The following is a 24,447-nucleotide window of genomic DNA, read 5'->3' on the forward strand; positions in this document are numbered from 1 at the left end:
TTGCACAAGCACATCTGACAGGCAGGCAAGTTTAGCCTGCTTGGCAGCGGTGCTGCCGCCTGCCATGGCGCGGCCGTGATCGAACCTGCTTCCCCGCTCCAGATCGGTGATTACCGGCGCTACTGGCTGGCCCGCTTTTTCGCTGTGTTCGCGACCATGTCGATGGTGGTGCTGCTCGGCTACCAGCTCTACGAGGTCGCGCGGGCCGATTACGGGATGAGCGTGGCAAAGGCCTCGTTCTATCTCGGTTTGCTGGGACTGGCGCAATTCATTCCGCTGTTCGTGCTGACGCCGGTCGCCGGCCTTGCTGCGGATCGTTTCGACCGCCGCCATGTTGCGGCCTTTGCCAACGGGATCGACGGCCTGGTCGCGGTGCTGCTGGCGGTAACGACTTGGGCTGATGCGCTCAATATTCCGATCCTGTTTGCGCTTGCCGCCGCCCACGGCACCGCGCGGGTGTTCGTCAATCCGGCGATGAGCGCGATTGCCCCCAATATCGTCCCCCCCGTCCTGCTGCCCCGAGCGATCGCGCTGTCGTCGATCGCATGGCAGACGGCGAGCGTGGCGGGACCGGCAGTCGGCGGGCTGATCTTCGCGCGCTACGAATGGCTCCCGCACGCCCTGTCCGCCGCGATGTTGCTGGGAGCGACGGCCCTGATCCTGTCGGTTCGTCCGATCAAGGCAAAGCATGATGGCCCGCACCTCAAACCCTTGCGACAGATCATCGAGGGCATGGTCTATGTCTGGCGCGAGCGTTTTCTGCTCGGTTGCATCACGCTCGATCTGTTTGCAGTGCTGTTGGCGGGAGCAACCGCGCTGCTGCCAGTCTTCGCGCGCGACATCCTGTTCGTGGGGCCGGAAGGCCTGGGGCTGATGCGGGCTGCTCCTGCGCTGGGCGCGGCAAGTGTGGCGCTGTGGCTATCCTTCCGGCCACTCGTGAGCGAGGTCGGGATGAAAATGCTCTGGGCGGTTGCCGCCTTCGGAGCCTTCACCATTGCCTTTGCCTTCTCGCGCAATTTTCTGCTGTCGCTGGCAATCCTGGTCGCGATGGGCGCGGTGGACATGGTCTCCGTCTTCATCCGCAGCTCGCTGGTCCAGCTTTTCACCCCCGACGACCGGCGCGGACGCGTCTCGGCGATATCGGGCCTTGCTATCTCCGCCTCGAACGAACTTGGCGAAATGCAGTCGGGCCTTGCTGCCGCACTTCTGGGTGCGACCGGCGCGGTTGTGTTCGGCGGTGCGGGTGCGATAGTCGTGACACTGGTATGGGCGTGGTATTTCCCCGAATTGCGCCGCGCCCGCAGTTTCGAGCCGCAGGAACTCAAGAGAGAGGTATCGACATGAAGGCTGACAACATCCTCGCCACAATCGGCGGCACCCCGCATATCCGCCTTGCCCGGATGTTCCCTAACCACGAGGTGTGGGTGAAGTCGGAAAGGGCCAATCCGGGCGGCTCGATCAAGGACCGCATCGCGCTCGCCATGGTGGAGGATGCGGAAGCCCGCGGCGCCTTGCAGCCGGGCGGCACGATCGTCGAGCCGACCTCGGGCAACACCGGGATCGGCCTTGCAATGGTCGCAGCGGTCAAGGGCTACAAGCTGGTGCTGGTGATGCCGGAATCGATGTCGATCGAACGGCGCCGCCTGATGCTCGCCTATGGGGCAAGTTTCGACCTGACACCGCGCGAGCTCGGCATGAAGGGCGCAATTGAACGGGCGCAGGAGCTAGTCGAAAAGACCCCGGGCGCATGGATGCCGAGCCAGTTCGACAATGCGGCCAACCCCGCGGTCCACGCGCGCACCACTGCGCAGGAAATTCTTGCCGATTTCGCCGATACCCCGATCGACGTGATGATCACCGGCGTCGGCACCGGGGGCCATCTTACGGGATGCGCGGAGGAATTGAAGAAACACTGGGCGAACCTCAAGGCCTACGGGGTCGAACCTGCGCTCTCCCCCGTAATCAATGGCGGCCAGCCCGGCCCACACCCGATCCAGGGCATCGGCGCGGGTTTCATTCCGGGCAATCTCCACACCAACGCCATCGATGGCGCGATTACCGTCGATGCGGAGGACGCCAAGGAAATGGCCCGCCGCGCCGCGCGCGAGGAGGGTATGCTGGTCGGGATTTCATCCGGTGCCACGCTGGCTGCGATCGCCAGAAAGTTGCCGGAGCTTGCCGCCGGCAGCCGCGTGCTTGGGTTCAATTACGACACCGGCGAGCGTTATCTCTCCGTGCCCGATTTCCTGCCGGTCGAGTAATGGCGCTCGAAAGGATTGGCTATGCCGATGGCGCAGCCGAGCTGACCGGATGGCTGGCGCGCCCGTCCGGCCCGGCGCGGGCGGCAGTCGCAGTCTATCCGACCTTCATGAACACCTCGCCCGGGGTCGAGGCTAAGGCGCTGGCGCTCGCCGAGGCAGGGTGCATCGCTTTCATCGCCGATTTCTACGGCCCTGACGCACCGCATGACGCGGCTAGCGCCTTGGCGGCAATGGAGCGCCTGCGCGCCGATCCGCTGGCTATGCGCCGGCGGCTGCGAGCGAGCCTTGCGGCGCTCTCCGATGCGGCTCCGGGACAGCCGCAAATCGCGATAGGCTTTTGTCTTGGCGGAATGGCCGTGCTGGAACTGGCGCGCGACGGCGCCGATCTGGCACTGGTGGCAAGCTTCCATGGCTTGCTCGCCACGCCCCTGCCCGCCGCGGCGCCCATCAGGTCGCGCATCCTCGTGTGCCACGGCGATTCCGATTCGCTCGTGCCGCGCGGTGACGTCATTGCCTTCTGGGAAGAAATGGACCGGGTGCGCGCGGACTGGCACTTTATGTCGTTTGCCGGAGTGGAACACGGCTTCACCAATCCGCTTACCCCGCAGCGCACGCCCAATCCGGCCTATCATCCTCTGGCAGACCGGCAGTCGTGGACGGCATTGATGGGACTGATCGACGAAGTGGCGCCACTGGCAGAGTGACCCACTGCCACTTCTCTGCAGCGTAATCATGCCGGCATCGTAAACCGATTCCTTAACCGGAACGCGCTATGAGCTTGCCAGACAAACGCGGCACGCGTCAGGTGCCTAGGAAACGGCGGTCATGAAATTCATCAAGCTCGAATCGCGCGGTGGCAACTATCTTGTCGTGGCCGAGAACGTGGCGTGGCTGCGTACTGCGGAAAACGGGCAGACCAGTGTGGGCATCATTGGCGGTCAGCCGTTGTTGGTGGTCGGCTCGATCGAAGAAGTGGCCGAGAAGATCCTGTCCGGTTCTGGTCCGGCAGAGCAAACTGTCGCCGCACCGCTCAGCGACGCTGAATCCGCCCGTGCCCCCGCCCCTGCTCAACAACCGGCGCCACCAGCAGCACCGGCACCGGCACCGGCAGAGGAGTCCACGCGCGAGGTTGAGGTGGCAAGAGCACCCGAAAAGCCATCGGGCGAACGTCCTCGACCAGTTGCCGTCAAGACTGGCATGACCTTGTCAGAACGCGTTGCCGCCGCCGCGACCCCTAAGGTCAAGGCCGGTAGCCAGCGTTTCATGGGCGGGCTGGAATAGACCTCAGGGCAGTTCGCCGCCGGTCTGGGCAAGAATCACCGCCAGTCCCACCGAAAGCCCTGCGACGAAGCGATCCCGGTCGATGGCAAGATACTCGGCAAGACTGTGCGAGCGTCCTCCGCCCGCCCCGCTGCCAATGGTCAGGGCGGGGATCCCGAGGCTCATGGGGATGTTCGAATCGGTTGAGGAATCGTCGAGCCGGCCCCTGAAGCCCGCTGCCTGCGACGCTGACACCGCCATTTGCACCAGCGGATGATCGACAGGCGTCGCGCCCGCCGGGCGATCGCCGATCAATTCGGGCTCGAGCGATATCTGGCCTGCGCGGGTCGAACGCGAGGAATTCTCCTGTGCCACCGCAGCCTCCGCCGCTGCCAGCACGCCTTGTTCCAGCTTCCCCAGTTCAGCAGGATCGCCCGAGCGCATATCGATTTCGAGCACCACCCTGTCGGGGATCGCATTGACCGAGGTTCCCCCGCTGACAACGCTGGCGGAATAGGTCGTCTTGGGTTCGCCCGGCACGTCGATGGCGTAGATGCCGGTCACCGTGCCGGCCATGGCGGCCATCGGATTGACAATCCCGAAGGCGCCGTAGCTGTGCCCGCCCGGCCCGTTGAAGGCGAGACGATAGCGGCGCGATCCGACAGCGGCGTGAACGACCCGCCCGGCATCGGTTCCGTCGATTGAAAGAAACGCGCCGATACGGTCCTTCCATGCACCCTTGGTGAACAGATGGCGCACGCCGCGAAGGTCGCCCGCCCCTTCCTCGCCAACGGTGCCGACGAACAGAACCGGCTGACGCGTAGCGATGCGGTTCGCCTCCAGCAGCCGCACCCATGCGAGGATCGAGGCAAGGCCGAGGCTGTCATCCCCGATTCCCGGCGCCATCAACCGATCACCATCGCGGGTCACCGTGATCGGCGTGTCTTCGGGAAACACCGTGTCGAGATGGGCCGAGACGACAAAAACCGGACCTTCCGCACTTCCAGGACGGAGGGCAATGACATTGCCTTCCTCGTCGATGCTGACATCCGCAAGGCCCGCATCGCGCAGCATGTCCGCGAACAGCGCGGCACGCTCTGCCTCCTTGAAAGGTGGCGCGGGGGTTTCGGTGATGCGGATAAGGTCCGCGATCACGCGTTCATATTGCCGATCAAGCTGTTGATGCAGCGACGCGGGCAAAGCGCTCTGCGCCTCTTGCGCGAATGCCGGTTCCAGAGGCAGCGTGCTCGTCACCGCTGCCGCCGCCGCCGCGAACTGTATCACCCGCCGAACCAACATGCCTTGCTCTCCTCGCATCATTCCCGGCACAGCTATGGCAGCTTGCCGGGGCGGCGCAAAGCCTGCCGGCGAAAGCCGTTGCGAAACCGTGGCTGACTGATACCTCTTGCGAGCGAAGGCAAATGGGAGACTTGGCATGGTACGGCCGATTGCGGGTTTAGGCATGGTTATGGCGCTCGTTCTGGCAGCAGCTCCCGCAGCAGCAGAGACACCGGAGCGTGACAAGATCGCGGCCACGGTTGCCGCGCAGCGCGATACGACGATCAAGGCTCTGCGGGACTGGATCGCGCTGCCCACAATCGCAGCGGAAAAGCGCGGCACCCCCGAAGGCGCCGAATATATGAAGCAGCTCGCGCTCGACGCGGGCTTCCAGCAGGCCAGGATAATCCCCACGGACGGTGTGCCCGCAGTCTTCGCGACGCTTGACGCCGGGGCGCCGACTACGCTCGGCATCTACTTCATGTATGACGTCAAGCAGTTCGATCCGGCCGAATGGGATTCCCCTCCGCTCGAAGGACGGCTTGTCGAACGCCCCGGCGAAGGCCTTGCAATCTACGGCCGCGGGGCGGTCAACCAGAAGGGGCCGGAAATGGCCTTCCTCGCCGCGATCAAGGCGATCCAGGCCAGCGGGCGCAAGCTGCCCGTCAACCTTGTGCTGGTGGCCGAGGGCGAGGAAGAGGTTGCCTCGACCCATTTCGATCAGGTCGTCGCCGTGCCAGAGGTGCAGGCCGCGCTTGCGAAGACGATCGGCGTATTCATCCCGTCGGCGGCACAGAGCAAAGATGGCAGCGCCAACATCACGCTGGGAGCCAAGGGCGCCGTCGAGTTCCAGCTTGTGGTCGGCGGCGAGACCTCGGATAAGTACCCAAAGACCGACATCCACTCGTCCAACCACGCACGCATCGAGAACCCGGCTTGGCGACTGGTCAAAGCGCTCGATACGCTGGTGGCCGATGACGGGCACACCCCTGCCATCGACGGGTGGTTCGAAAACGTCCGCCCGCTGACCCCGCGCCAGAAGGAACTGATCGCCGAGGGCGCGAAGCTCAATCCCGAAGCGCAGGAAAAGGCCGCGCTCGGCATCGGAAGGTGGATCGATGACGAGGACTACATCACCAGCCTCGAACGCTTCTACTCGCAGCCCACGGTCAACATCCAAGGGCTGGTAGCGGGCTATACCGGACCAGGTGGCAAGACGGTGCTGCCCGGCCGGGCCGAGGCCAAGCTCGAATTCCGGCTGGTACCGGCGATGACCAAGGCCGAGGCGGTGGGCAAGCTGAAGGCGCATCTTGCCAAGCGCGGGTTCGACGATGTGCAGGTGACGGTTTCGGGCGGCTACGGACCCAACGAAACCGAGGAGGACAGCGTGCTGATCCGCGCGCAGAAGCGCCTGTTTGACGAGACCGGTATTCCCTATGCGATCCGGCCGCGCAATGCGGGCAGCTGGCCGGGGGTGATCTTCAATGGTCCGCCGCTCAACTTGCCTGCATCCCAATTCGGTCTAAGTCGCGGTGGCGGTGCCCATGCGCCCAACGAATGGTTCCTGATCGAAAGCAGCGAGCCCAAGGTCTATGGCCTCGATCAGGCGACCATGGCCTATGTCGACTACCTATATACGGTGGCAGAAGAGGCTGCGAAGTAGCCGCATTTTCCGCACCCAAATAGCCAAGCAAAGGGCCGCCCTGCGATAAGCGGGACGGCCCTTTCTTGTTGCCCTGTCAACGGAAAACTCAGGCAGCGGTGGCAAAGGCCTCGGCCGGGAGCTTCATCATGTAGTCGCTGCCCGCTTCGAGCTTGCGGCGCAGTGCGCCTGCATCAGGCAGAAAGCGTTCGGCGTAGTAGTTGGCCGAAACCAGCTTGGCTTCGTAGAACGCCTTGTCCTCCGGCTCGCCAACCAGCTTGGCGGCAGCGACCTTGGCCATCTTCAGCCAGAAGAAGCCCAGCGTCACGATGCCCATGATGTGCATGTAGTGATGGGCGCCCGCGCCAAGGTGGTTGGGATTGGCCATCGCGTTCTGCATGAACCACATGGTGGCCGCCTTCTGTTCACCCAGCGCCTTTTCGAGCCGCTCGGCGATGGGCTTCAGGGTTTCGTCCTGCTTGGCGGCGGCGATTTCCTCGTCGATCATGGCGAAGAAGGCCTGGATCGCCTTGCCGCCGTTCATGGCGAGCTTGCGGCCGCACAGGTCCATCGCCTGCACGCCGTTGGCGCCTTCGTAGATCATCGCGATGCGGCTATCGCGCACGAACTGCTCCATGCCCCATTCGCGCACATAGCCGTGGCCGCCATAGACCTGCTGCATGTTGTTGGCGATGTCGTAGCCCTTGTCGGTGCCGTAGCCCTTGATGACCGGAGTCATCAGCCCGATCAGCATGTCGGCCATCTCGCGCTCTTCGGCGGTCTGGGCCTTGTGGGTGAGGTCCACCTGCAAGGCACCCCACAGGCACAGCGCCCGCATGGCTTCGGTGAAGACCTTGGCATCCATCAGCATCCGGCGCACGTCGGGGTGGACGAAGATCGGATCGGCCTTGGCAGCAGGGTCCGCGGGGCCGGTCAGCGCACGGCCCTGACGGCGGTCGAGCGCGTAATTGACCGCGTTCTGATAGGCGACTTCGGCCTGGGCATAGCCCTGGATGCCGACGCCGAGGCGCGCGGCATTCATCATGATGAACATCGCGGCGAGGCCCTTGTTCTCCTCGCCCACCATGTAACCGGTCGCGCCGTCATAGTTGAGCAGGCAGGTGGCGTTGCCGTGGATGCCCATCTTCTTTTCGATCGAACCGCAGGTCACGCCATTGCGCTCGGCCGGGTTGCCGTCGGCATCGAGCAGGAACTTGGGAACGATGAACAGCGAAATGCCCTTGGTGCTGTCGGGCGCGCCCGGGGTCTTGGCCAGTACCAGATGGATGATGTTGCTGGTCAGGTCATGCTCGCCGGCGGAAATGAAGATCTTGGTGCCGGTGATCGCATAGGTGCCGTCGCCATTGGGCACGGCCTTGGTGCGGATCATGCCGAGATCGGTGCCGCAATGCGGTTCGGTCAGGTTCATCGTGCCCGACCATTCGCCCGAGATCATCTTGGGGACATACATCGCCTTCTGCTCGTCCGAACCCTTTGCGAGGATCGCCGAGATCGCGCCCGCGGTAAGGCCCGGGTACATGGCGAAGGCCTGATTGGCGGTGCCGGTATATTCCTCCAGCACAAAGCCGAGCACATGCGGCAGGCCCTGACCGCCGAATTCTTCGGGCTGCGCAAGCGTGCCCCAACCGCTTTCGACATAGGCCTGATAGGCTTCCTTGAAGCCCGGAGGGGTAGTGACGGAGCCGTCTTCGTGGCGCGTGCAACCGTGTTCGTCACCGGCCTGATTGATCGGTGCGAGCACTTCGGCGCAGAACTTGCCCGCTTCGTTGATGACGGTGTCGATCATGTCGGGGCTGGCGTTCTCGAAGCCCGGAAGATTGCCGTAGCTGGCAAGGTCGAGCACCTCGTTGACGATGAAGCGCGTGTCGCGGGTGGGGGCGGTATAGGTCGGCATCACATGATCCCTTGGATGTGCGTGGACGGACAGGAGGTGAAACGGCGCGAGGCCGGTCAACCGAGGTCGAGTTTCTCGATCTCGGCGACGAATTCGGTGAGTTCATTGATCGACGAATCGATGTCGTCGCGCTGCGCCTTGAGCTTGGCGATATGCGCGCGGCATTTCTCGATCGTGACGCGGCGCTGTTCGACACGGCCATCGTCGAGATCGTAGAGGTCGATCATCTCCCGGATCTCGGTCAGGCTGAAGCCGACATTCTTGGCGCGCATGATCCAGGCGAGCCGGGCGCGGTCACGCTTGGAATAGACGCGGGTCAGGCCGACGCGCGCAGGGCTGATAAGGCCCTCGTCTTCGTAGAAGCGCAGCGCACGGGCCGTGCAGCCGAATTCCGACGTCAGGTCGGAGATGGTGAATTGCTCGCGCGCATGAATATCGGGCCGATCAAGGTGCGCGCCATTACGGCGCGGTTCGAGTTCAGCCTTTCCGGCGGCGGCATGTTGGGCAGGAGCGGTAGCCATGCCGCCTGACCTACCTTACCTTTACGTGAGCGTCAAGTCTTGACCTTAACGAGAACGGTACCCTCGTCACCGCTCTCGACACGGCGATAAAAACAGCTCCGCGCACCGGTATGGCAAGTCGGTCCAGCCGGCCTTGCCCGAATCACGAGCGCGTCCTGGTCGCAATCAACGCGGATTTCCAATGCATCCAGGTAATGGCCCGAAGTCTCGCCCTTGAGCCAAAGCGCCTGCCGCGAGCGTGACCAGAAGTACACCTTTCCACTCTCCAGCGTCCGATCCAGCGCTTCGCGGTTCATGTGCGCCACCACCAGCACCTCACCGGATGCGGCATCAACGACCACGGCGGTCAACAATCCGGCCGGATCGAATTTGGGGGCAAAAATCGAACCTTGCTCGCGCTCATCGGTGCTCAGCAGATGATCGGTCATATTCGTCTCCGGAGAGTCCACGGCCCGCTCATGCGCGGATTGTTGCACGTTCACAACAGCGGCTTGCAAAAAACGTCAGATACAAAGGTTAGGCCTTCCGCATTGCAAGCCACGATGGAACAACAGGTCACGAACTCCGCAAGGGGTTCTCCACCGAACAATGGCATCGCCTGATGCCGGGTTCAGGGGGTGACCGTGGCGCAGGCCGGCAGCGGGGTGCCGGAGCGACCGGTTGAACGATGAGGGACAGGATCCCGATGGCCTATCTAGGGGGTGGCCATCAAGGCCCGAAAGGGTGGATCCGCACCGTTTCGTCACGCGGCGCCCGGGGCTCACAAGGCCTCGGGCGTTTCGTTTTTGGGGCTCGCGCCACGGTGCCCGCCATCATCGACCCGGGCAAAACACGCGACCGAGACGCTGCGCGCGTCCGCCCCAGCCAGCGCGCCGACACAAGCCCGCGCCGTCGCTCCGCTGGTGAACACATCATCGACCAGCACCACATCGCGACCGGCAATCGCTGCGCGCCTGCGCGGGTTTACGATGATGGCCCCGGCCAGCGCCCGGTCACGCGCCTCGCGCCCCAGCCCGCCGAGGCTCGGGGTGCGCTTGCGGCGCAGCAGGCCATCGACCAGCACTTCGCCCTTGCCAAGCCGCGCTAGCTCTACCGCCAGCAGCGCCGCCTGATTGAACCCGCGCTGCCACAGACGCCAGCGGTGGAGCGGCACCGGCACCAGCACCGGCTTGCCCAGCCCCGCATCGGTTTCGGGCAGCCGCGCCGCGATCAACCGGGCCAGCAGCCGCGCCAACGCTATCCGGCGGCCGTGCTTGTAATCGAGCACAAGCCGACGCGAGGCATCATTGTAGAACGTCGCGGCATGGGCCGGCACCGGGCGACCGTGATCGTGCCATGCGGCCACGGCCTCGCCGCCCCCTTCACCGGGAATGTCGAGAAGGCTCCAGCAATCCGCGCACAGCCCGTCCTGATCGGCAAGCGCGGTGCCGCACAGCGGACAACGCGGCGGATAGACGAGATCCACCAGCGGCTTCACGCCCCGGGCCAAGTGTGCGACCACTGCCATCGATCGCGAGTGTCGCACGGCTTGCACTGTGCTGGCAAGCGCGGCAGGGCGGCTTGCATGAGCGCACCCGCTATCCCCACCATCTTCAGCCCGGCCCGTCGCCGCAATCGCCTCGCCCGCGCACAGATGCGCCGTGAGCACGCCGATGCCGCGCGCTTCATCGCCGAAGACATGATCGAGGATACGCTCGAACGGCTCGGCTTCCTGCGCCACGAACCGGCGCGCGCCTTGGTGCTCGGCGATTGGACCGGCGAGCTGGCTGCGCGGCTTAGCGCCAGCGGGGCGGAGGTGGCGGTGCCTGACGACATCGATCTCGAAGCGCCCTACTCCGTCAGCGGATTCGACCTGATCACCGTCACCGGGCTGCTCGATGCGGTGAACGATCTGCCCGGCGCGCTGATCCACCTGCGCAGCGCGCTTGCACCCGGCGGGCTGGTGATCGCCCATTTCATCGGCGGCCAGAGCCTGCCAGCCCTGCGTGCCGCGATGCTCGCCGCCGAGCCGGACAGGCCTGCCGCGCGCATCCATCCGCTGGTCGACCCGCGGGCTGCCCCGGCCCTGCTCCAGCGTGCGGGGTGGAAGGATCCGGTGGTCGATACCCACGCGTTGACGGTGCGCTATTCCTCGCTCGACCGGCTGGTGGCGGATCTGCGCGATTCCGGGCTCGGCAATGCGCTGGCCAAGCCCGCCGCGCCGCTTGGACGCGCCGCGCTTTCCCGAGCGCGCACCGCCTTCACCGCACGCGCCGATGCCGATGGCAAGACGGCCGAGACCTTCGAGATCGTCACCCTCACCGGACGACGTTCGCTCGCCGGAACTTAGGCCTGCTTCAGCGCCGCCTGAGCTGCGGCAAGCCGCGCGATCGGCACGCGGTAGGGCGATGCGCTGACGTAATCGAGGCCCACGCTCTCGCAGAAATCGATGCTTGCCGGATCACCGCCATGCTCGCCGCAAATGCCGAGCTTGATGTCGGACCGGGTCGCCCTGCCCCGCTCCGCCGCCAGTTCGACCAGCTGGCCGACGCCTTCGATATCGAGGCTGACGAAGGGATCCCGCGGGAAAATGCCCTTGTCGACATAGACGCTCAGGAACCGCGCTGCGTCGTCGCGCGACACGCCCAGTGTGGTCTGCGTCAGGTCATTGGTGCCGAAGGAGAAGAACTCGCCTTCCTCGGCAATCGAGCCTGCCATCAATGCGGCGCGGGGCAATTCGATCATCGTGCCGACAAGGTAATCGACCCGCGTGCCGGTCTCGGCAAAGACCGCCTCGGCGGTGCGGTCGACCAGCGCACGCAGGATTGCCAATTCGCGCTTCGTCGCCACCAGCGGGATCATGATTTCCGGCAAGGGCGCCTCGCCGCTGGCGACCTTGACCTTGCAGGCCGCCTCGAAAATCGCGCGGGCCTGCATTTCGTAGATCTCGGGGAAGGTAATCCCCAGACGGCAGCCACGGTGGCCGAGCATGGGGTTGAATTCGTGCAGCTCGCCCGCACGGCGCTTCAGGTGATCGACGCCCAGCCCGGTCGCATCGGCAAGCTCTGCAAATTCCTCGTCAGCGTGCGGCAGGAACTCGTGCAGCGGCGGGTCGAGCAGGCGAATGGTGCACGGCAGGCCTGCCATGACCTCGAAGATCGCGGTAAAATCGCCCCGCTGTTCGGGCAGCAACCGGTCAAGCGCGCGGCGGCGCCCGGCCTCGTCTTCGGCAAGAATCATCTGGCGCACCAGCGAGATGCGCGAGGCTTCGAAGAACATGTGTTCGGTGCGGCACAGGCCAATCCCCTCGGCCCCGAACTGGCGCGCCATACGGCAGTCGTCGGGCGTTTCGGCATTGGTGCGCACCTTCATGCGCCGCAGATTGTCCGCCCACACCATCAAGGTGCCGAAATCGCCTGCCAGCTCGGGCTCGACCGTGGGGACGATGCCGAGCATGACCTGACCCGTCGCTCCGTCAAGCGTGATGGCATCGCCTTCCTTGAGCTCGGTCGAACCGATGCGCAGTGTGCGACTGGCGCGGTCGATCGACACCGCACCTGCGCCCGATACGCAAGGCCGGCCCATGCCGCGCGCGACTACGGCGGCGTGGCTGGTCATCCCGCCGCGCGCGGTGAGGATGCCTTGCGCGGCGTGCATCCCGTGAATGTCCTCCGGCGAGGTTTCAACCCGCACCAGAATGACCTTCTCGCCGCGTCCCGCCCATTGTTCGGCGGTATCAGCATCGAGCACGATCCGGCCTGCCGCCGCGCCCGGCGAAGCGGGAAGACCGGTGGTCAGTACATGCCGCTCAGCCTTGGGATCAAGCGTCGGGTGGAGCAGCTGGTCCAGGGCCATCGGGTCAACCCGCCGCACCGCCTCGCGCTCGTCGATCAGGCCTTCGCCGACCATGTCGACCGCCATCTTGAGTGCGGCCTTGGCGGTGCGCTTGCCCGAGCGGGTCTGGAGCATCCACAGCTTGCCGCGTTCGACGGTAAACTCGATGTCCTGCATATCCTTGTAGTGCAGTTCCAGCAGGTCGAACACGCGGGCGAGCTCGGCGTAAGCCTCGGGCAGCGCCTCTTCCATCGACAGCGGCTTGGCCCCGGCCGCCTCGCGCGCCGCCATGGTGAGGTATTGCGGCGTGCGGATCCCCGCGACCACGTCCTCGCCTTGCGCATTGATCAGATATTCGCCGTAGTAGGCCCGTGTGCCGGTCGCCGGATCGCGGGTAAATGCGACCCCGGTGGCGCTGGTTTCGCCCATGTTGCCGAAGACCATCGCCTGCACGTTGACCGCTGTGCCCCAATCGCCCGGAATGTCGTTAAGGCGGCGGTAGACCTTGGCGCGGTCGCTATCCCAGCTGTCGAACACGGCGCGGATCGCGCCCCACAGTTGTTCGTGAACGTCCTGCGGGAAGGCACGACCGAGTTCGCCTTCGACAATCGTCTTGTATTCGCCGACCAGCGCCTGCCAGTCGGCGGCGTTCATCTCGGTATCGTTATAGAAACCCTTGTCTTCCTTGGCGATCTCCAGCGCTTCTTCAAACAGGCCGTGATCGATCCCGAGCACCACGTCGGAATACATCTGGATGAAGCGACGATAGGAATCCCAGGCGAAACGCGCGTCTCCGCTCGATGCCGCCAGCCCCTCGACCGTGGCATCATTGAGGCCGAGGTTGAGCACGGTGTCCATCATCCCCGGCATCGACACCCGCGCGCCCGAACGCACCGAGACGAGCAGGGGATCGGACGGATTGCCGAAATTCTTGCCCACGGCCTGTTCGACATGGGCCAGCGCTGCGGTAACGGCACTTCGCAAGCCTTGCGAGAAATCCGCCCCATCCTTCAGATAGGCAATGCATTCTTCGGTCGTGATGGTGAAGCCCGGCGGCACCGGCAGGCCGATGCTGGCCATCTCGGCCAGGTTCGCGCCCTTGCCACCGACGATGGTCTTGTCCTTCTGGCGCGGGTCGGAGTGGTCGGCAGAGCCCCCGAATACATAGACCGTTTTCAATGTCATGGCATTTCCCGCAGTTACTCAGCTTGACAAACTTGACAGGGTGTCAAGCTGATTTTCGATGATATTGCTTTGATCTGTCTATGTTTTCGTCCACTTGACAGACAGGGGAGCAAGGGCCTTCATCCCTCGATCCGGCTGAAATCCGCGACCCTGTGCACCGCATCGCGGAAACGCGCGAGCAGGGCAAGGCGGGCTTGCCGCTTATCCGCCTCTTGGGCGTTTACGGTCACCTCTTCAAAGAACCTGTCGATGGGGACGCGCAAGGTGGCGAGCGCCGCCATCGCATCGGCGAACCGCTCTGCCTCCACCGCCTGCGCGGCAAGCGGCGCGGCGGTGTCGAGCGCGTCGATCAGCGCCTTTTCGGCCGGCTCGGGAGTGTAGGAAAGCACAAGACTTTCGTCTTCCCGGCCCCCGAGCCGGGATCCCGCTTCTTCTTCGACGGCAAGGGACCGGGGCCCCGGATCAAGTCCGGGGAGACGGGATGTGCTATCCCAACCTTCCTTCTTGAGGATATTCGCCGCCCGCTTGTAGCCCGCGAGGAGGTTGGTGCCGTCCTCGGTGGTGACGAAGGCCTGCAAGGCATGGACGCGGGCGAGCAGACGCACGAGATCATCCTCAACGTTTCCAGTTTCTTGGCCGAGCGCGAACACCGCGTCGATCAGGTCATGGCGGACGCCCGCCTCGCGCTGCTGGACCTTGAGGCGGTCGGCGAAAAAGTCGAGGAGGTCACCTTCGGCCACCCCCATCCTCAGACCGTTATCCGTGATGAGCCGGATGGTCCCGAGTGCCGCACGGCGCAGAGCAAAGGGGTCCTTAGAGCCGGTCGGCTTTTCATCGATTTTGAAGAAACTGCGAAGTGTATCCAGCTTGTCCGCAAGGCTTACCGCCACCGTCACCGGCGCGGTCGGCACTTCATCGCCCTGCCCGACCGGCTTGTAGTGGTCGCGGATCGCCTCGGCGACCTCGACCGGCAGGCCTTCCTTCGCGGCGTAATATCCGCCCATCAGGCCCTGCAATTCGGGGAATTCGCCGACCATCTCGGTGACGAGATCGGCCTTGCATAGCCGCGCGGCCTGTTCGGCGAGCGCGGGGTCGCCTGCGACAATCCCCTCCTCGCACAACCAGCGCGCCAGTTTGGCCACACGCTCGACCTTGTCGGCAACCGTGCCGAGCTTCTCGTGGAACGTAATCCGCGACAGCTTCTCGGCGTGCACGGCGAGGGGCGTCTTCTGGTCCTGCTCCCAGAAGAAGCGCGCATCGCTCAAACGCGCGGCCAGCACCTTGCGGTTGCCGTCGACCACCACGGCGGGGTCTACGGGATCGATATTGGCGGTGCAGACGAAGGCGTTGGCCAGTTTGCCGTCGGTCCCTTCGCACACGAAATATTTCTGGTTCACCCGCGCGGTGAGCTGGATCACCTCGGGCGGCACGTCGAGGAAGGTCTCGTCGAAGCGGCCGAGCAGTGGTACCGGCCATTCGGTCAGCCCCGCGTTCTCCACCACCAGGCCTTCGTCCGCGACAAGCCTCAGGCCAGCGTCCGCCGCGACCTTGGCCGCGCGCTCGCGGATCAGGTTCTGGCGCTCCTCGTGATCGACGATCACATGGGCGGCGCGCAGCTTTGCGGCGTAGTCATCCGCGCTGGCGATGCTGATCCCACCGGATGAATGGAAACGGTGCCCCATGGTCTCGCGGGCCGAGGCGATGCCGCCGACTTCGACGTCGATCACCTCGCCATTGAGCAGCGCGACGATGCCGGAGAGCGGGCGCACCCAGCGCAGGGAATCCGTGCTGATCGACGCCACGCCCCAGCGCATTGACTTGGGCCATGAAAAATCGCGGATGATCGCGGGGGTCGCGGCCGCCAGCACCTCGGCCATAGGGCGACCGGGGATGTTCACGACCGCAAAATAGGTCATGCGGCCCTTGACGTCGCGCAGCTCCAGCTGGTCGCGGCTGACGCCGGCCTTCTTGCAGAAGCCGTCGATGGCGGCATCGGGTGCGCCTTCGGGAGGGCCCTTCGCTTCTTCGGAGACAGCCTCGGTCGCCAACGGAAGCCCGCGCGCGATCAGTGCGAGACGGCGCGGGGTCGACCAGATAGTCACGTCGCCAGCGGAAACTCCCGCCGCATCAAGCTCGCGCCGGAACAGCTTTTCGAGTTCCGCACGCGCCCCGGCCTGCATCCGGGCAGGGATTTCCTCGCAGCGCAGTTCGAGCAAGAAGTCGGCCATCAGACGAGATTCCACCCGGGATACTTCGCCTGCCACTCCGGCCTCATCTTCTCGGCATAGGCCTCACACGAGGAGCGCGCGAGGTCGCGCACCCGGCCCATGTAGCTGGCGCGTTCCTGCACCGAAATCACCCCGCGCGCCTGCAGCAGATTGAAGACGTGGCTCGCCTCGATCGCCTGTTCGTAGGCGGCAATCGGCACGCCTGCGCCGAGCGCGTTGCGGCACTCGGCCTCGGCCTTGGCGAAGAGATCGAACAGCGCGCCCGTTTCGGCGACCTCGAAGTTCCACTTCGACATCTGGCGCTCGTTCTCCAGGAACACGTCGCCGTAGGTCACACCTGCGGAGGTGAAGGCAAGGTCGTACACATTGTCGGCGCCCTGAATGTACATCGCGAGACGTTCCAGCCCGTAGGTCAGCTCGCCAGCCACCGGCTTGCAGTCGAACCCGCCCATCTGCTGAAAGTAGGTGAACTGGGTGACTTCCATCCCGTCGCACCACACTTCCCAGCCCAGCCCCCATGCGCCGAGTGTGGGCGACTCCCAGTCGTCCTCGACAAAGCGGATATCGTGCGCCAGCGGATCGATGCCGATCGCGGCGAGGCTCTGGAGGTAGAGTTCCTGAATGTCGGACGGCGAAGGCTTCAGGATCACCTGATACTGATAGTAATGCTGGAGCCGGTTGGGGTTCTCGCCATAGCGCCCGTCGGTCGGGCGGCGGCAGGGCTGCACGAAGGCCGCATTCCAAGGCTCCGGTCCCAGCGCGCGAAGAGTGGTGGCGGTGTGGAATGTCCCCGCTCCCATGCGCATGTCATAGGGCTGGAGAATGACGCAGCCCTGCGCGCTCCAGAAGTCGTGGAGCGTCAGGATCATGTCCTGGAACGACCGCGCGGGATCGCGGGCGGGCGGTGTGAAAAGAGGCGCTGCACTCATGGCGGCTCGCCATGGCCGAACGCCCCCAAAGCGTCAATGCCGCAGCGCAGCAAGGTGTGGGACAGCGCCGGGCAGGTCATGTTGAGGCGACATTAAGTCAGGTTATCTTGACATAGTCAGCGAATCGCGACATATAGTCAGGACAACCTGACATTTGGTCAGGCATACATGATGGAGATACAAGATGAACGTGCTCACCGACACAATCTGCCTGAGGCGCTGGCAGGCCTACGCCCTGCTCTTTGTCGCGAGCATCGGAGCCGGGATTATCCTCGCCCGCTTATGGGATAGCCTGTGGTTCTGATCGCCTTGAAAAACCGCCTCAAGATCCTTCGCGCCGAACGCGACTGGTCGCAGGCCGAACTGGCCGGGCGGCTCGACGTCTCGCGCCAGGCGGTCAACGCCATCGAGACCGGCAAGCACGACCCTTCCCTCCCCCTCGCGTTCCGCATCGCGCGGCTGTTCGACATGCGGATTGAGGACATCTTCGACGACGGAGAACACGCATGATCTTCCCGACTGATCAACAGCTTGGCCCCGGCGAAGCACGTACCCGCAAGCGGCAACGCAACCAGATCATCTTTCTCGGCATCGCCGGTTTGATCGGCGGCGTGATCGGCTTTGCGACCGGTTTCTTCGACCAGGGAGACGGCAGTCTGTTTGCCGGTGACTGGGAGCAACTCAAGCTGCCACCGGCACTGGCGCTCGTCATTGTCGCGCTGCTGATTGGCGGCCTTATCGTCCTGCCTCTCTGGGGCTTCCGCATGGTCGATGATTACAAGCGCCAGCACAGTCTCATTGGCTTCACCGGCGGCTGTATCGCGGTGCTCGGGGGTTTCCCGATCTGGGCCGCGCTCTATGCAGGAGGCTTTGTGCCGCCGCCGCACGCCTTCGGAATCTTCGCCATCGCCTATGTCGCGATGATTGCCTCGTTTGCTTTTGCCCGCTGGCGGCTGTGATTTCGTGTTGGCCAGCACCCTTGTTTGAATACCCTTTATCCCTCAAACCCCTTGAACCCCCGAAAGGAAATATGATGAAACTTGCCAATCTGCTCGCTCTTACCGTCGCCCCGCTCGCCCTGTTCGGCGCAGCACCGGCACTGGCTGACAACCACGCCGCCATCGAAGCCGCAGCGCCTGCCTCGACCGGCAATGGCCCGGCGCTGTGGAAGGTGGCCGACGAGGATACCACTATCTACCTGTTCGGCACGGTCCACGTCCTGCCAAAGGGTATCGAGTGGTACGATGCAACCATCGCCAGCGCGCTGGAAGGCTCCGACATGATCGTGACCGAGATCAAGATGGACAAGGCAAGCGAGGCCGAACTCCAGCAACTCAGCATGCAGATGGGCATGCTGCCTGGCGGGACCACGCTGCGCTCGCTGCTGACCCCTGAACAGACCACCGCCTATGAGGGCGCACTCGCCAAGATCGGCGCGCCCCCGGCTGCCTTCGATCCGCTCAAGCCGTGGCTCGCCGGCCTCACCCTCTCGCTCTTGCCCCTCATGCAGCAGGGCTATGATCCCAGCAGCGGCGTGGAAAAGGTGCTGCTCACGAAGGCGGGCGACAAGCCGCAGGGTGCGCTCGAGACCGCCGAATTCCAGCTCGGCATCTTTAACGGCATGCCGACCGAGGGTCAGGTCGCCTTCCTGATGGAAGCGGTCGAAGGGATGGACGATGTAAAGACGATGCTCGACCGGATGGTGGCCGAATGGGCCGAGGGCGATGCCGACGAGCTGGCGGCCATCATGAACGAAAACATGGAAGATCCGGCTGTGGCCGAAGCCCTGCTCTACCAGCGCAACGCGAACTGGGCCGAATGGATCGATACCCGCTTGGACACGCCGGGTACCGTGTTCGTCGCAGTCGGTGCAGGTCACCTTGCCGGAGCCAAGAGCGTGCAGGATTACCTCGCCGAAAAGGGCATTGCCGTGGCCCGGGTGAAGTGATCCGGGAAGACGCGCGATAATGATCGCCATGCCACCGGCCGGGCTCGTCAGCCGTTTGCGGAATGCCTTCGCTGCGCTGCTTGCCTGCCTGGTTACCCTGACTGTCGCCGGGTGCAGTTTTGCACCCGGCGACGAGACAGAGGGTCCGCCCCCCAACCCGCTGCTCTATGAAATCGCCAGCGCCGATGGCGCGGTGGAAGGCTGGATGCTCGGCACGATCCATGCCCTTCCCGACGATACCCACTGGCGCACTGAAGAAATCGGCCGGGTCATCGACTCGGCCGATTTCCTGCTTGTGGAGGTCAGTGACCTGAAAGGGCGCGGCAACGCCCGGTCGATCTATGCGATGCTCGCCGAGACGCCCGGTCTGCCGCCTCTGGCACAGCGCGTTCCGCCTGAACTGCAACCCCGGCTTTTGGCCCTTATCAAGCGCGGTGACCTTGACCGCGTGGATTTCACCGCGCTCGAGACATGGGCCGCGGCAATTACCCTCGCCCGCGTCGATGCAACCGGAGATCCCGCCCACGGGGTCGACCGGGCGCTGATCGATGAATTCGCAACCCGGCCGGTGCGCGAGCTCGAAGGCCTGCGGGGCCAGCTTTCGATCTTCGATCGCCTGCCAGAACGCGACCAGCGCACCATGCTGGCCGCAGTGCTGAGCGATAGCGAAAGGACGCGTGCCGACCCGTCCCGGCTCCAGCGCGCCTGGCTGACGGGCGATGCAGCCGCGATCGAGGCTTCGACCCGCGAGGGCTTTCTGGCCGACGAGACGCTGCACCGCACCTTGCTGACCGATCGCAACCGCAACTGGGCTGCCGCCATCGTACCGATGCTGGCCGATGCACCGCGCCCGCTCATCGCGGTCGGCACGGCGCATCTTGTCGGTCCGGAAGGTCTCGTCGCGCTTATCGAAACGCAGGGCTACCGTGTACGGAGGATCGGCGCTCCCTAAAGCGGTTGCCAATCGCGCCTTGGCGCTCTAAGGGCCCGCGCTTCGGTGCTCTGGTCATCCCTGGAGGCGGCGCGCCGGAAAAAAGCTGAATTCAACACGCATTCGAAAGGCACGATTATGAGCGACGCTCTCACTCTGCCGGCCGAAGCGCGCGAACGGGCTGGCAAGGGAGCCTCCCGAGCACTTCGCCGCGATGGTCGGACGCCTGCCGTGATCTACGGCGGCAAGGAAGAACCCACCCTGATCCACGTCGAGCAGAAGGAACTGGTCAAGCAGTTGATGACCGGGCACTTCATGAACTCGATCGTCAACATCGAGATCGGTGGCAAGACCGTTCGCACCCTGCCGAAGGATGTTGCCTTCCACCCGGTGACCGACCGTCCGACACATGTCGATTTCCTGCGCCTCTCGGCCGATTCCAGGGTCGAAGTCGCGGTGCCGGTGGTGTTCGTCAACGAAGAGAAGTCGCCCGGCCTCAAGAAGGGCGGCGTGCTCAACATCGTGCGCCACGAACTTGAACTGGTTTGCCCGAGCGATGCGATCCCGGACGAGATCCAGATCGACGTGACCGGCAAGGATGTGGGCGATGCGATCCACATCAGCGAAGTCACCCTGCCCAAGGGCGTCGTCAGCGCGATCACCGACCGCGACTTCACCATCGCGACGCTGGTTGCCCCGTCCGCGCTCAAGAAGAGCGAAGGTGCGGCCGCCGCCGAGGCCACTGAAGAGGCCAAGAGCGAGGAAGACTGATCTTCCCGCCGCCTGCGGCATGAAACAAGAGGCGCCGGGCTTTCTCAGGGGAAGTCCGGCGCTTTTGTTTGAACGGCAACACAGCTAGGGGCGGGAATATGCAGATCTGGGTCGGCCTCGGAAATCCCGGACCGCGCTATGCGCTCCACCGGCACAATGTCGGTTTCATGGCCGTGGACGTGATTGGCGACATGCATGGCTTCGGCCCGGTGCAAAAGAAATTCTCGGGCTGGGCGCAGGAAGGACGGATCGGCGGGCACAAGGTGCTGTTGCTGAAGCCCGCGACCTTCATGAACGAAAGCGGACGAAGCGTCGGCGAGGCGCTGCGCTTCTACAAGCTGGGCACCGATGCGCTCACCGTGTTTCATGACGAGCTCGATCTGGCCCCCTTCAAGGTCAAGGTGAAGCAGGGTGGCGGCCACGCGGGCCACAATGGCCTTCGCTCGATCGACCAGCACTGCGGCCCGGACTTCCGCCGCATCCGCCTCGGCATCGGCCATCCCGGGCATAAGGAGCGGGTCACCGGCCATGTTCTCGGTAACTTCGCCAAGGCGGAAGAGGATGACCTTGCGGCGATGCTCGGTGCCATCGGCGCCGAAGCTGAATGGCTCGCCAAGGGCGATGACGTGCGCTTCATGAACGACGTGGCGCTGAGGATGCAGGGCTAAGCGGCATGAGCGCGAAGGTCGTCATCATCCGGATGCGCTGGTGGGGTCATATGCTCAATATCTTCGCGCTCCTGTTTGTTGCGCCACTCGGCCTTGTCATAGGATCGGCGGGGATTGCTCAGCTGAACGAGCCGGGAAGCTGGTGGAAAGCCCCGATCCTCATGGCGAGCGGCGGCACTTTCCTGTTGGCCGCGGTCCTGTTGCTGAACACTCTGTTCACCTATCGTCTTGAGATAGACAGCCGATCCCTGCGCCTGATCGGCAATCTGTGGACTCACGACATAAGCTGGCAGGAGATCACCTGCATAGCGAAGCATCCCAATCCCAAGGGCTTTGGTTATCACGTGCTGATCGAAGTCGATGGGTCGCGCCTGCCTCGCCGCCACTGGCATCGCCTGTGGGTTGCGGGATACCAGATCCCCACCCCGATGGGAAAAGGCCCAACCGAGCTGACCGCCTATCTCAATCGCAAGCGGCGGGACTACCTTAGACGCGTGCAAGCTGCTCCGGCAGGCATCGACGCCTAAACCCCCATCGCTTGCAGATTGGCGCAAAGCCAATAGTCTGGGCGCTGACCCCGTTTCAGCCAAGGACCCGTCCCATGAGCCTCGACCGCCGCTCGCTCCTCGCCGGAGCCGCCGCCACCGCCACTCTCGCCGCTACCGTCCGGGCGGGAGCGGCAGACCCCGTCTACACGCCCGCGCTCGACTTCAAGGGCAAGAGCGTGCTGATAACGGGGTGTTCCTCCGGTTTCGGGCGGCTGACGGCTGAATTGCTGGCGCGGCAGGGGGCCAGGGTCTTCGCCACAATGCGCAATCTGCCGCGGCGCGAGGCCGATGAGCTGACCGCACTCGCCAGCGCCGAAAAGCTCGATCTTCGCATTATCGCGCTGGACGTGACCGAGCTTGCCGAAGTCAACGCCGCGGTGCGCGAGGCCGAGCGGATCAATGGCGGACCGATTGATGTGCTGGTCAACAACGCAGGCATCGGCATCACATCGCCGGTCGAGGTGCAGGACATGGAGGCCACCCGCCTGATGTTCGAGACCAACGTCTTCGGCCCGCACCGCATGGCGCGCGCGGTGCTGCCGGGGATGCGGAAGAAGGGCGCTGGCCAGATCATCCAGATCTCCAGCCAATTGGGCCGGGTAATCTCGCCCTATAGCGGCCATTACTCCGCCACCAAGTTCGCGCTTGAAGCGATGAGCGAACAGCTCGCCTATGAGCTCGTGCCGCATAATATCGATGTCTCGATCATCGAGCCGGGCGGCTATCCGACCAAGGTCTGGGTCAACCGCAACATCTATTCCGCCGCGCTCAAGGAACGGGCCGAGGCGATCCATACCGCAGGCTATCCGCAGCAGGTCGCGGCGATGGGCAGCGAGGACGGATCGGGTCGCAGGAATGATCCGATGGATGTGGCCAAGGCCATCGCCGGCCTTGTCGCCCAGCGCCCCGGCACCCGTCCGCTGCGCCTGCCGGTGTCGCCCGGCGGCAAGCCGCAGCTGCCGATCAACGCGGTCACCGCTCAGGTGCAGAGCGAGTGGCTCGGCGGCTCGCCGCTGTTAGGCCCGCTGGTGCGCGGGGTGCATCAGCGCTGATGCGGCTCAACCAGGTCACAGTCGGCTGCACCGATTACGCCGCCTCTGTCGCGTTCTACACCGCGCTTGGCCTCACCCAGATCGTCGATGCCCCGCCGCGCTACGCCCGGTTCGAGACGCCGAGCGGGGAAACCTTCTCGATCCATCACGCCGATCAGGTCATCGCGGGCACAACGGTGGTCTATTTCGAGATCGAACAGCTTGACCAGACTGTGGCAATCCTCAAGAGCGCGGGCCTGCGTTTCAACAAAGATCCCGTCGATGAGACCTGGGGCTGGCGCGAAGCCCGGCTGCACGATCCGGCAGGCAATGAAATCTGCCTGTTCCGCGCCGGTCCCTTCCGCCGCTTTCCCCCGTGGCGCATCGACGGCAAGACCGAGGATTAAACTATGGGTTTCCGTTGCGGGATCGTTGGCCTGCCCAACGTGGGCAAGTCCACTCTGTTCAATGCGCTCACCGAGACGCAGGCGGCGCAAGCAGCCAACTATCCCTTTTGCACGATTGAACCGAATGTCGGTCAGGTGGCGGTGCCCGACGAGCGCCTCCAGAAAATCGCCGCCATCGCCAAGAGCGCAAAGATCATCGAGACGCAGCTCGGCTTTGTCGACATCGCCGGGCTGGTAAAAGGCGCGAGCAAGGGCGAAGGCCTCGGCAACCAGTTCCTCGGCAATATCCGCGAGGTCGATGCCATCGTCCACGTGCTGCGCTGTTTCGAGGATGACGACATCCAGCACGTCGCCAACAAGGTCGATCCGATTGCCGATGCCGAAGTGGTCGAGACCGAGCTGATGCTCGCCGATCTCGAAAGCCTCGAAAAGCGCGTGCCCGCCGCCGCCAAGCGCGGCGCGGCGGGCGACAAGGAAGCCAAGGCGATGGCGAGCGTGCTGGGGCAGGCGCTGGAGCTGCTGCGCGAAGGCAAGCCTGCGCGCCTCACCGAGCCCAAGGACGACGAGGAAGCGCGCCTGTTCAAGCAGGCCCAGCTTCTGACCGCCAAGCCGGTCCTTTATGTCTGCAACGTGGCCGAGGAAGACGCTGCGACGGGCAATGACCTGTCGGCCAAGGTATTCGAAAAGGCCGCCGCCGAAGGGGCGCAGGCCGTGGTCGTCTCCGCCGCGATCGAGGCCGAACTGGTCGCCATGCCGGAGGAAGACCGGGGCGAATTCCTCGAAGCACTGGGCCTTGAGGAAAGCGGCCTCGCCCGCGTAATCCGCGCCGGATACAAGCTCTTGGGCCTCAAGACCTTCTTCACCGCCGGCCCGAAGGAAGCCCGCGCTTGGACCTTCCCCGACGGGGCGAAAGCCCCGCAGGCGGCAGGCGAGATCCATAGCGACTTCGAACGCGGCTTCATCCGCGCCGAGACGATTGCCTATGAGGATTACATCGCGCTGGGCGGCGAAGCGGGCGCCAAGGAAGCGGGCAAGCTGCGGCAGGAAGGCAAGGAATACGTGGTGCAGGACGGGGACGTGCTGCTGTTCAAGTTCAACGTCTAGTATTGGA

The 24,447-nt window shown here is 64.4% G+C and carries 24 protein-coding genes; 16 read left to right on the plus strand and 8 right to left on the minus strand.

The genetic code is table 11. The features are described from left to right. Positions 1 to 75: 75 nt before the first annotated feature. The 4 genes from I603_RS03745 (at position 76) to I603_RS03760 (ending at position 3,542) form a co-directional block, all read left to right on the plus strand. On the plus strand, positions 76 to 1,344 hold the full coding sequence (locus I603_RS03745; RefSeq protein ID WP_086621853.1) for an MFS transporter: 1,269 nt from the start codon (positions 76 to 78) through the stop codon (positions 1,342 to 1,344). Beyond that, complete coding sequence (gene cysK / locus I603_RS03750; RefSeq protein ID WP_068862428.1) at positions 1,341 to 2,261, plus strand: cysteine synthase A; 921 nt, start codon at positions 1,341 to 1,343, stop codon at positions 2,259 to 2,261. Before I603_RS03745 ends, cysK begins: the two co-directional genes overlap by 4 nt. After that, positions 2,261 to 2,965, plus strand: coding sequence for a dienelactone hydrolase family protein (locus tag I603_RS03755; protein ID WP_068862429.1), 705 nt, complete (start codon positions 2,261 to 2,263; stop codon positions 2,963 to 2,965). Before cysK ends, I603_RS03755 begins: the two co-directional genes overlap by 1 nt. A gap of 121 nt (positions 2,966 to 3,086) precedes the next feature. Then, positions 3,087 to 3,542: a hypothetical protein gene (locus tag I603_RS03760; RefSeq protein WP_068862430.1), complete on the plus strand. Its 456-nt coding sequence runs from the start codon at positions 3,087 to 3,089 to the stop codon at positions 3,540 to 3,542. A 3-nt stretch (positions 3,543 to 3,545) separates the two neighbouring features. On the opposite strand, the gene I603_RS03765 is transcribed toward I603_RS03760, so the two are convergent. Then, on the minus strand, positions 3,546 to 4,820 hold the full coding sequence (locus tag I603_RS03765) for a M20/M25/M40 family metallo-hydrolase (protein WP_068862431.1): 1,275 nt from the start codon (positions 4,818 to 4,820) through the stop codon (positions 3,546 to 3,548). A 163-nt stretch (positions 4,821 to 4,983) separates the two neighbouring features. Between I603_RS03765 and I603_RS03770 the strand changes: the two genes are divergently transcribed. Continuing rightward, on the plus strand, positions 4,984 to 6,462 hold the full coding sequence (locus I603_RS03770) for a M20/M25/M40 family metallo-hydrolase (protein WP_232305236.1): 1,479 nt from the start codon (positions 4,984 to 4,986) through the stop codon (positions 6,460 to 6,462). Between the two features lie 88 nt (positions 6,463 to 6,550). Here I603_RS03770 and I603_RS03775 read toward each other — a convergent pair whose 3' ends face one another. The 4 genes from I603_RS03775 to I603_RS03790 all read right to left on the minus strand — a co-directional run bounded on the left by I603_RS03775 (position 6,551) and on the right by I603_RS03790 (position 10,384). Then, positions 6,551 to 8,356, minus strand: coding sequence for an acyl-CoA dehydrogenase C-terminal domain-containing protein (locus I603_RS03775; protein WP_068862433.1), 1,806 nt, complete (start codon positions 8,354 to 8,356; stop codon positions 6,551 to 6,553). A gap of 56 nt (positions 8,357 to 8,412) precedes the next feature. Continuing rightward, positions 8,413 to 8,877, minus strand: a complete 465-nt coding sequence (locus I603_RS03780) for a MerR family transcriptional regulator (RefSeq protein WP_068862434.1) — start codon at positions 8,875 to 8,877, stop codon at positions 8,413 to 8,415. Positions 8,878 to 8,909: 32 nt separating this feature from the next. After that, positions 8,910 to 9,305 carry a phosphoribosyl-AMP cyclohydrolase gene (hisI, locus tag I603_RS03785; RefSeq protein WP_068862435.1) on the minus strand — a complete coding sequence of 132 codons (396 nt, stop codon included), beginning with the start codon at positions 9,303 to 9,305 and terminating at the stop codon, positions 8,910 to 8,912. Positions 9,306 to 9,637: 332 nt separating this feature from the next. Further along, positions 9,638 to 10,384: a ComF family protein gene (locus tag I603_RS03790; protein WP_068862436.1), complete on the minus strand. Its 747-nt coding sequence runs from the start codon at positions 10,382 to 10,384 to the stop codon at positions 9,638 to 9,640. A 57-nt stretch (positions 10,385 to 10,441) separates the two neighbouring features. On the opposite strand from I603_RS03790, the gene I603_RS03795 reads away from it, so the two are divergent. Further along, positions 10,442 to 11,206 (plus strand): methyltransferase domain-containing protein, encoded by a 765-nt coding sequence (locus I603_RS03795; protein WP_068862437.1) that lies wholly within the window; start codon positions 10,442 to 10,444, stop codon positions 11,204 to 11,206. Here I603_RS03795 and ppdK read toward each other — a convergent pair. The 3 genes from ppdK to I603_RS03810 form a co-directional block, all read right to left on the minus strand. After that, positions 11,203 to 13,875 carry a pyruvate, phosphate dikinase gene (gene ppdK / locus I603_RS03800; RefSeq protein ID WP_068862438.1) on the minus strand — a complete coding sequence of 891 codons (2,673 nt, stop codon included), beginning with the start codon at positions 13,873 to 13,875 and terminating at the stop codon, positions 11,203 to 11,205. The genes I603_RS03795 and ppdK overlap by 4 nt on opposite strands. A 119-nt stretch (positions 13,876 to 13,994) precedes the next feature. Then, positions 13,995 to 16,103 (minus strand): glycine--tRNA ligase subunit beta, encoded by a 2,109-nt coding sequence (gene glyS, locus I603_RS03805; RefSeq protein WP_068862439.1) that lies wholly within the window; start codon positions 16,101 to 16,103, stop codon positions 13,995 to 13,997. Continuing rightward, positions 16,103 to 17,032: a glycine--tRNA ligase subunit alpha gene (locus I603_RS03810; RefSeq protein WP_068862440.1), complete on the minus strand. Its 930-nt coding sequence runs from the start codon at positions 17,030 to 17,032 to the stop codon at positions 16,103 to 16,105. The genes glyS and I603_RS03810 overlap by 1 nt, the downstream gene beginning before the upstream one ends. 309 nt (positions 17,033 to 17,341) lie before the next feature. Between I603_RS03810 and I603_RS03815 the strand changes: the two genes are divergently transcribed. From I603_RS03815 to ychF, 10 genes are all read left to right on the plus strand, one after another. Further along, on the plus strand, positions 17,342 to 17,542 hold the full coding sequence (locus I603_RS03815) for a helix-turn-helix transcriptional regulator (RefSeq protein WP_068862548.1): 201 nt from the start codon (positions 17,342 to 17,344) through the stop codon (positions 17,540 to 17,542). Then, on the plus strand, positions 17,539 to 17,991 hold the full coding sequence (locus I603_RS03820; RefSeq protein WP_068862441.1) for a hypothetical protein: 453 nt from the start codon (positions 17,539 to 17,541) through the stop codon (positions 17,989 to 17,991). Before I603_RS03815 ends, I603_RS03820 begins: the two co-directional genes overlap by 4 nt. A 71-nt stretch (positions 17,992 to 18,062) precedes the next feature. Continuing rightward, positions 18,063 to 18,980 (plus strand): TraB/GumN family protein, encoded by a 918-nt coding sequence (locus I603_RS03825; RefSeq protein ID WP_232305237.1) that lies wholly within the window; start codon positions 18,063 to 18,065, stop codon positions 18,978 to 18,980. A gap of 19 nt (positions 18,981 to 18,999) precedes the next feature. Continuing rightward, entirely contained in the window at positions 19,000 to 19,932 is a 933-nt protein-coding gene (locus I603_RS03830; protein ID WP_084439810.1) for a TraB/GumN family protein, read from the plus strand. A gap of 117 nt (positions 19,933 to 20,049) precedes the next feature. Next, positions 20,050 to 20,682, plus strand: coding sequence for a 50S ribosomal protein L25/general stress protein Ctc (locus tag I603_RS03835; protein ID WP_068862442.1), 633 nt, complete (start codon positions 20,050 to 20,052; stop codon positions 20,680 to 20,682). A 98-nt stretch (positions 20,683 to 20,780) separates the two neighbouring features. Next, entirely contained in the window at positions 20,781 to 21,350 is a 570-nt protein-coding gene (gene pth, locus I603_RS03840; RefSeq protein WP_068862443.1) for an aminoacyl-tRNA hydrolase, read from the plus strand. 5 nt (positions 21,351 to 21,355) lie between these two features. Next, positions 21,356 to 21,877: a hypothetical protein gene (locus I603_RS03845; protein ID WP_068862444.1), complete on the plus strand. Its 522-nt coding sequence runs from the start codon at positions 21,356 to 21,358 to the stop codon at positions 21,875 to 21,877. Between the two features lie 74 nt (positions 21,878 to 21,951). Further along, a complete protein-coding gene (locus I603_RS03850; RefSeq protein ID WP_068862445.1) occupies positions 21,952 to 22,950 on the plus strand; it encodes an SDR family oxidoreductase in 999 nt (332 codons plus the stop codon). Then, positions 22,950 to 23,336, plus strand: coding sequence for a VOC family protein (locus I603_RS03855; protein WP_068862446.1), 387 nt, complete (start codon positions 22,950 to 22,952; stop codon positions 23,334 to 23,336). Before I603_RS03850 ends, I603_RS03855 begins: the two co-directional genes overlap by 1 nt. 3 nt (positions 23,337 to 23,339) lie before the next feature. Continuing rightward, positions 23,340 to 24,440, plus strand: coding sequence for a redox-regulated ATPase YchF (gene ychF / locus I603_RS03860; protein ID WP_068862447.1), 1,101 nt, complete (start codon positions 23,340 to 23,342; stop codon positions 24,438 to 24,440). The last annotated feature ends 7 nt before the right edge of the window (positions 24,441 to 24,447 follow it).

The organism is Erythrobacter dokdonensis DSW-74 (assembly GCF_001677335.1).
Lineage (GTDB): Bacteria > Pseudomonadota > Alphaproteobacteria > Sphingomonadales > Sphingomonadaceae > Erythrobacter > Erythrobacter dokdonensis.

Coding starts and splice junctions, on each gene's coding strand:
- cysK (WP_068862428.1), top strand. CDS start 1,341: ATGAAGGCTGACAACATCCTCGCCACAATCGGCGGCACCCCGCATATC.
- I603_RS03755 (WP_068862429.1), top strand. CDS start 2,261: ATGGCGCTCGAAAGGATTGGCTATGCCGATGGCGCAGCCGAGCTGACC.
- I603_RS03760 (WP_068862430.1), top strand. CDS start 3,087: ATGAAATTCATCAAGCTCGAATCGCGCGGTGGCAACTATCTTGTCGTG.
- I603_RS03765 (WP_068862431.1), bottom strand. CDS start 4,820: ATGTTGGTTCGGCGGGTGATACAGTTCGCGGCGGCGGCGGCAGCGGTG.
- I603_RS03770 (WP_232305236.1), top strand. CDS start 4,984: ATGGTTATGGCGCTCGTTCTGGCAGCAGCTCCCGCAGCAGCAGAGACA.
- I603_RS03775 (WP_068862433.1), bottom strand. CDS start 8,356: ATGCCGACCTATACCGCCCCCACCCGCGACACGCGCTTCATCGTCAAC.
- I603_RS03780 (WP_068862434.1), bottom strand. CDS start 8,877: ATGGCTACCGCTCCTGCCCAACATGCCGCCGCCGGAAAGGCTGAACTC.
- hisI (WP_068862435.1), bottom strand. CDS start 9,305: ATGACCGATCATCTGCTGAGCACCGATGAGCGCGAGCAAGGTTCGATT.
- I603_RS03790 (WP_068862436.1), bottom strand. CDS start 10,384: ATGGCAGTGGTCGCACACTTGGCCCGGGGCGTGAAGCCGCTGGTGGAT.
- I603_RS03795 (WP_068862437.1), top strand. CDS start 10,442: ATGAGCGCACCCGCTATCCCCACCATCTTCAGCCCGGCCCGTCGCCGC.
- ppdK (WP_068862438.1), bottom strand. CDS start 13,875: ATGACATTGAAAACGGTCTATGTATTCGGGGGCTCTGCCGACCACTCC.
- glyS (WP_068862439.1), bottom strand. CDS start 16,103: ATGGCCGACTTCTTGCTCGAACTGCGCTGCGAGGAAATCCCTGCCCGG.
- I603_RS03810 (WP_068862440.1), bottom strand. CDS start 17,032: ATGAGTGCAGCGCCTCTTTTCACACCGCCCGCCCGCGATCCCGCGCGG.
- I603_RS03820 (WP_068862441.1), top strand. CDS start 17,539: ATGATCTTCCCGACTGATCAACAGCTTGGCCCCGGCGAAGCACGTACC.
- I603_RS03825 (WP_232305237.1), top strand. CDS start 18,063: ATGATGAAACTTGCCAATCTGCTCGCTCTTACCGTCGCCCCGCTCGCC.
- I603_RS03830 (WP_084439810.1), top strand. CDS start 19,000: ATGATCGCCATGCCACCGGCCGGGCTCGTCAGCCGTTTGCGGAATGCC.
- I603_RS03835 (WP_068862442.1), top strand. CDS start 20,050: ATGAGCGACGCTCTCACTCTGCCGGCCGAAGCGCGCGAACGGGCTGGC.
- pth (WP_068862443.1), top strand. CDS start 20,781: ATGCAGATCTGGGTCGGCCTCGGAAATCCCGGACCGCGCTATGCGCTC.
- I603_RS03845 (WP_068862444.1), top strand. CDS start 21,356: ATGAGCGCGAAGGTCGTCATCATCCGGATGCGCTGGTGGGGTCATATG.
- I603_RS03850 (WP_068862445.1), top strand. CDS start 21,952: ATGAGCCTCGACCGCCGCTCGCTCCTCGCCGGAGCCGCCGCCACCGCC.
- I603_RS03855 (WP_068862446.1), top strand. CDS start 22,950: ATGCGGCTCAACCAGGTCACAGTCGGCTGCACCGATTACGCCGCCTCT.
- ychF (WP_068862447.1), top strand. CDS start 23,340: ATGGGTTTCCGTTGCGGGATCGTTGGCCTGCCCAACGTGGGCAAGTCC.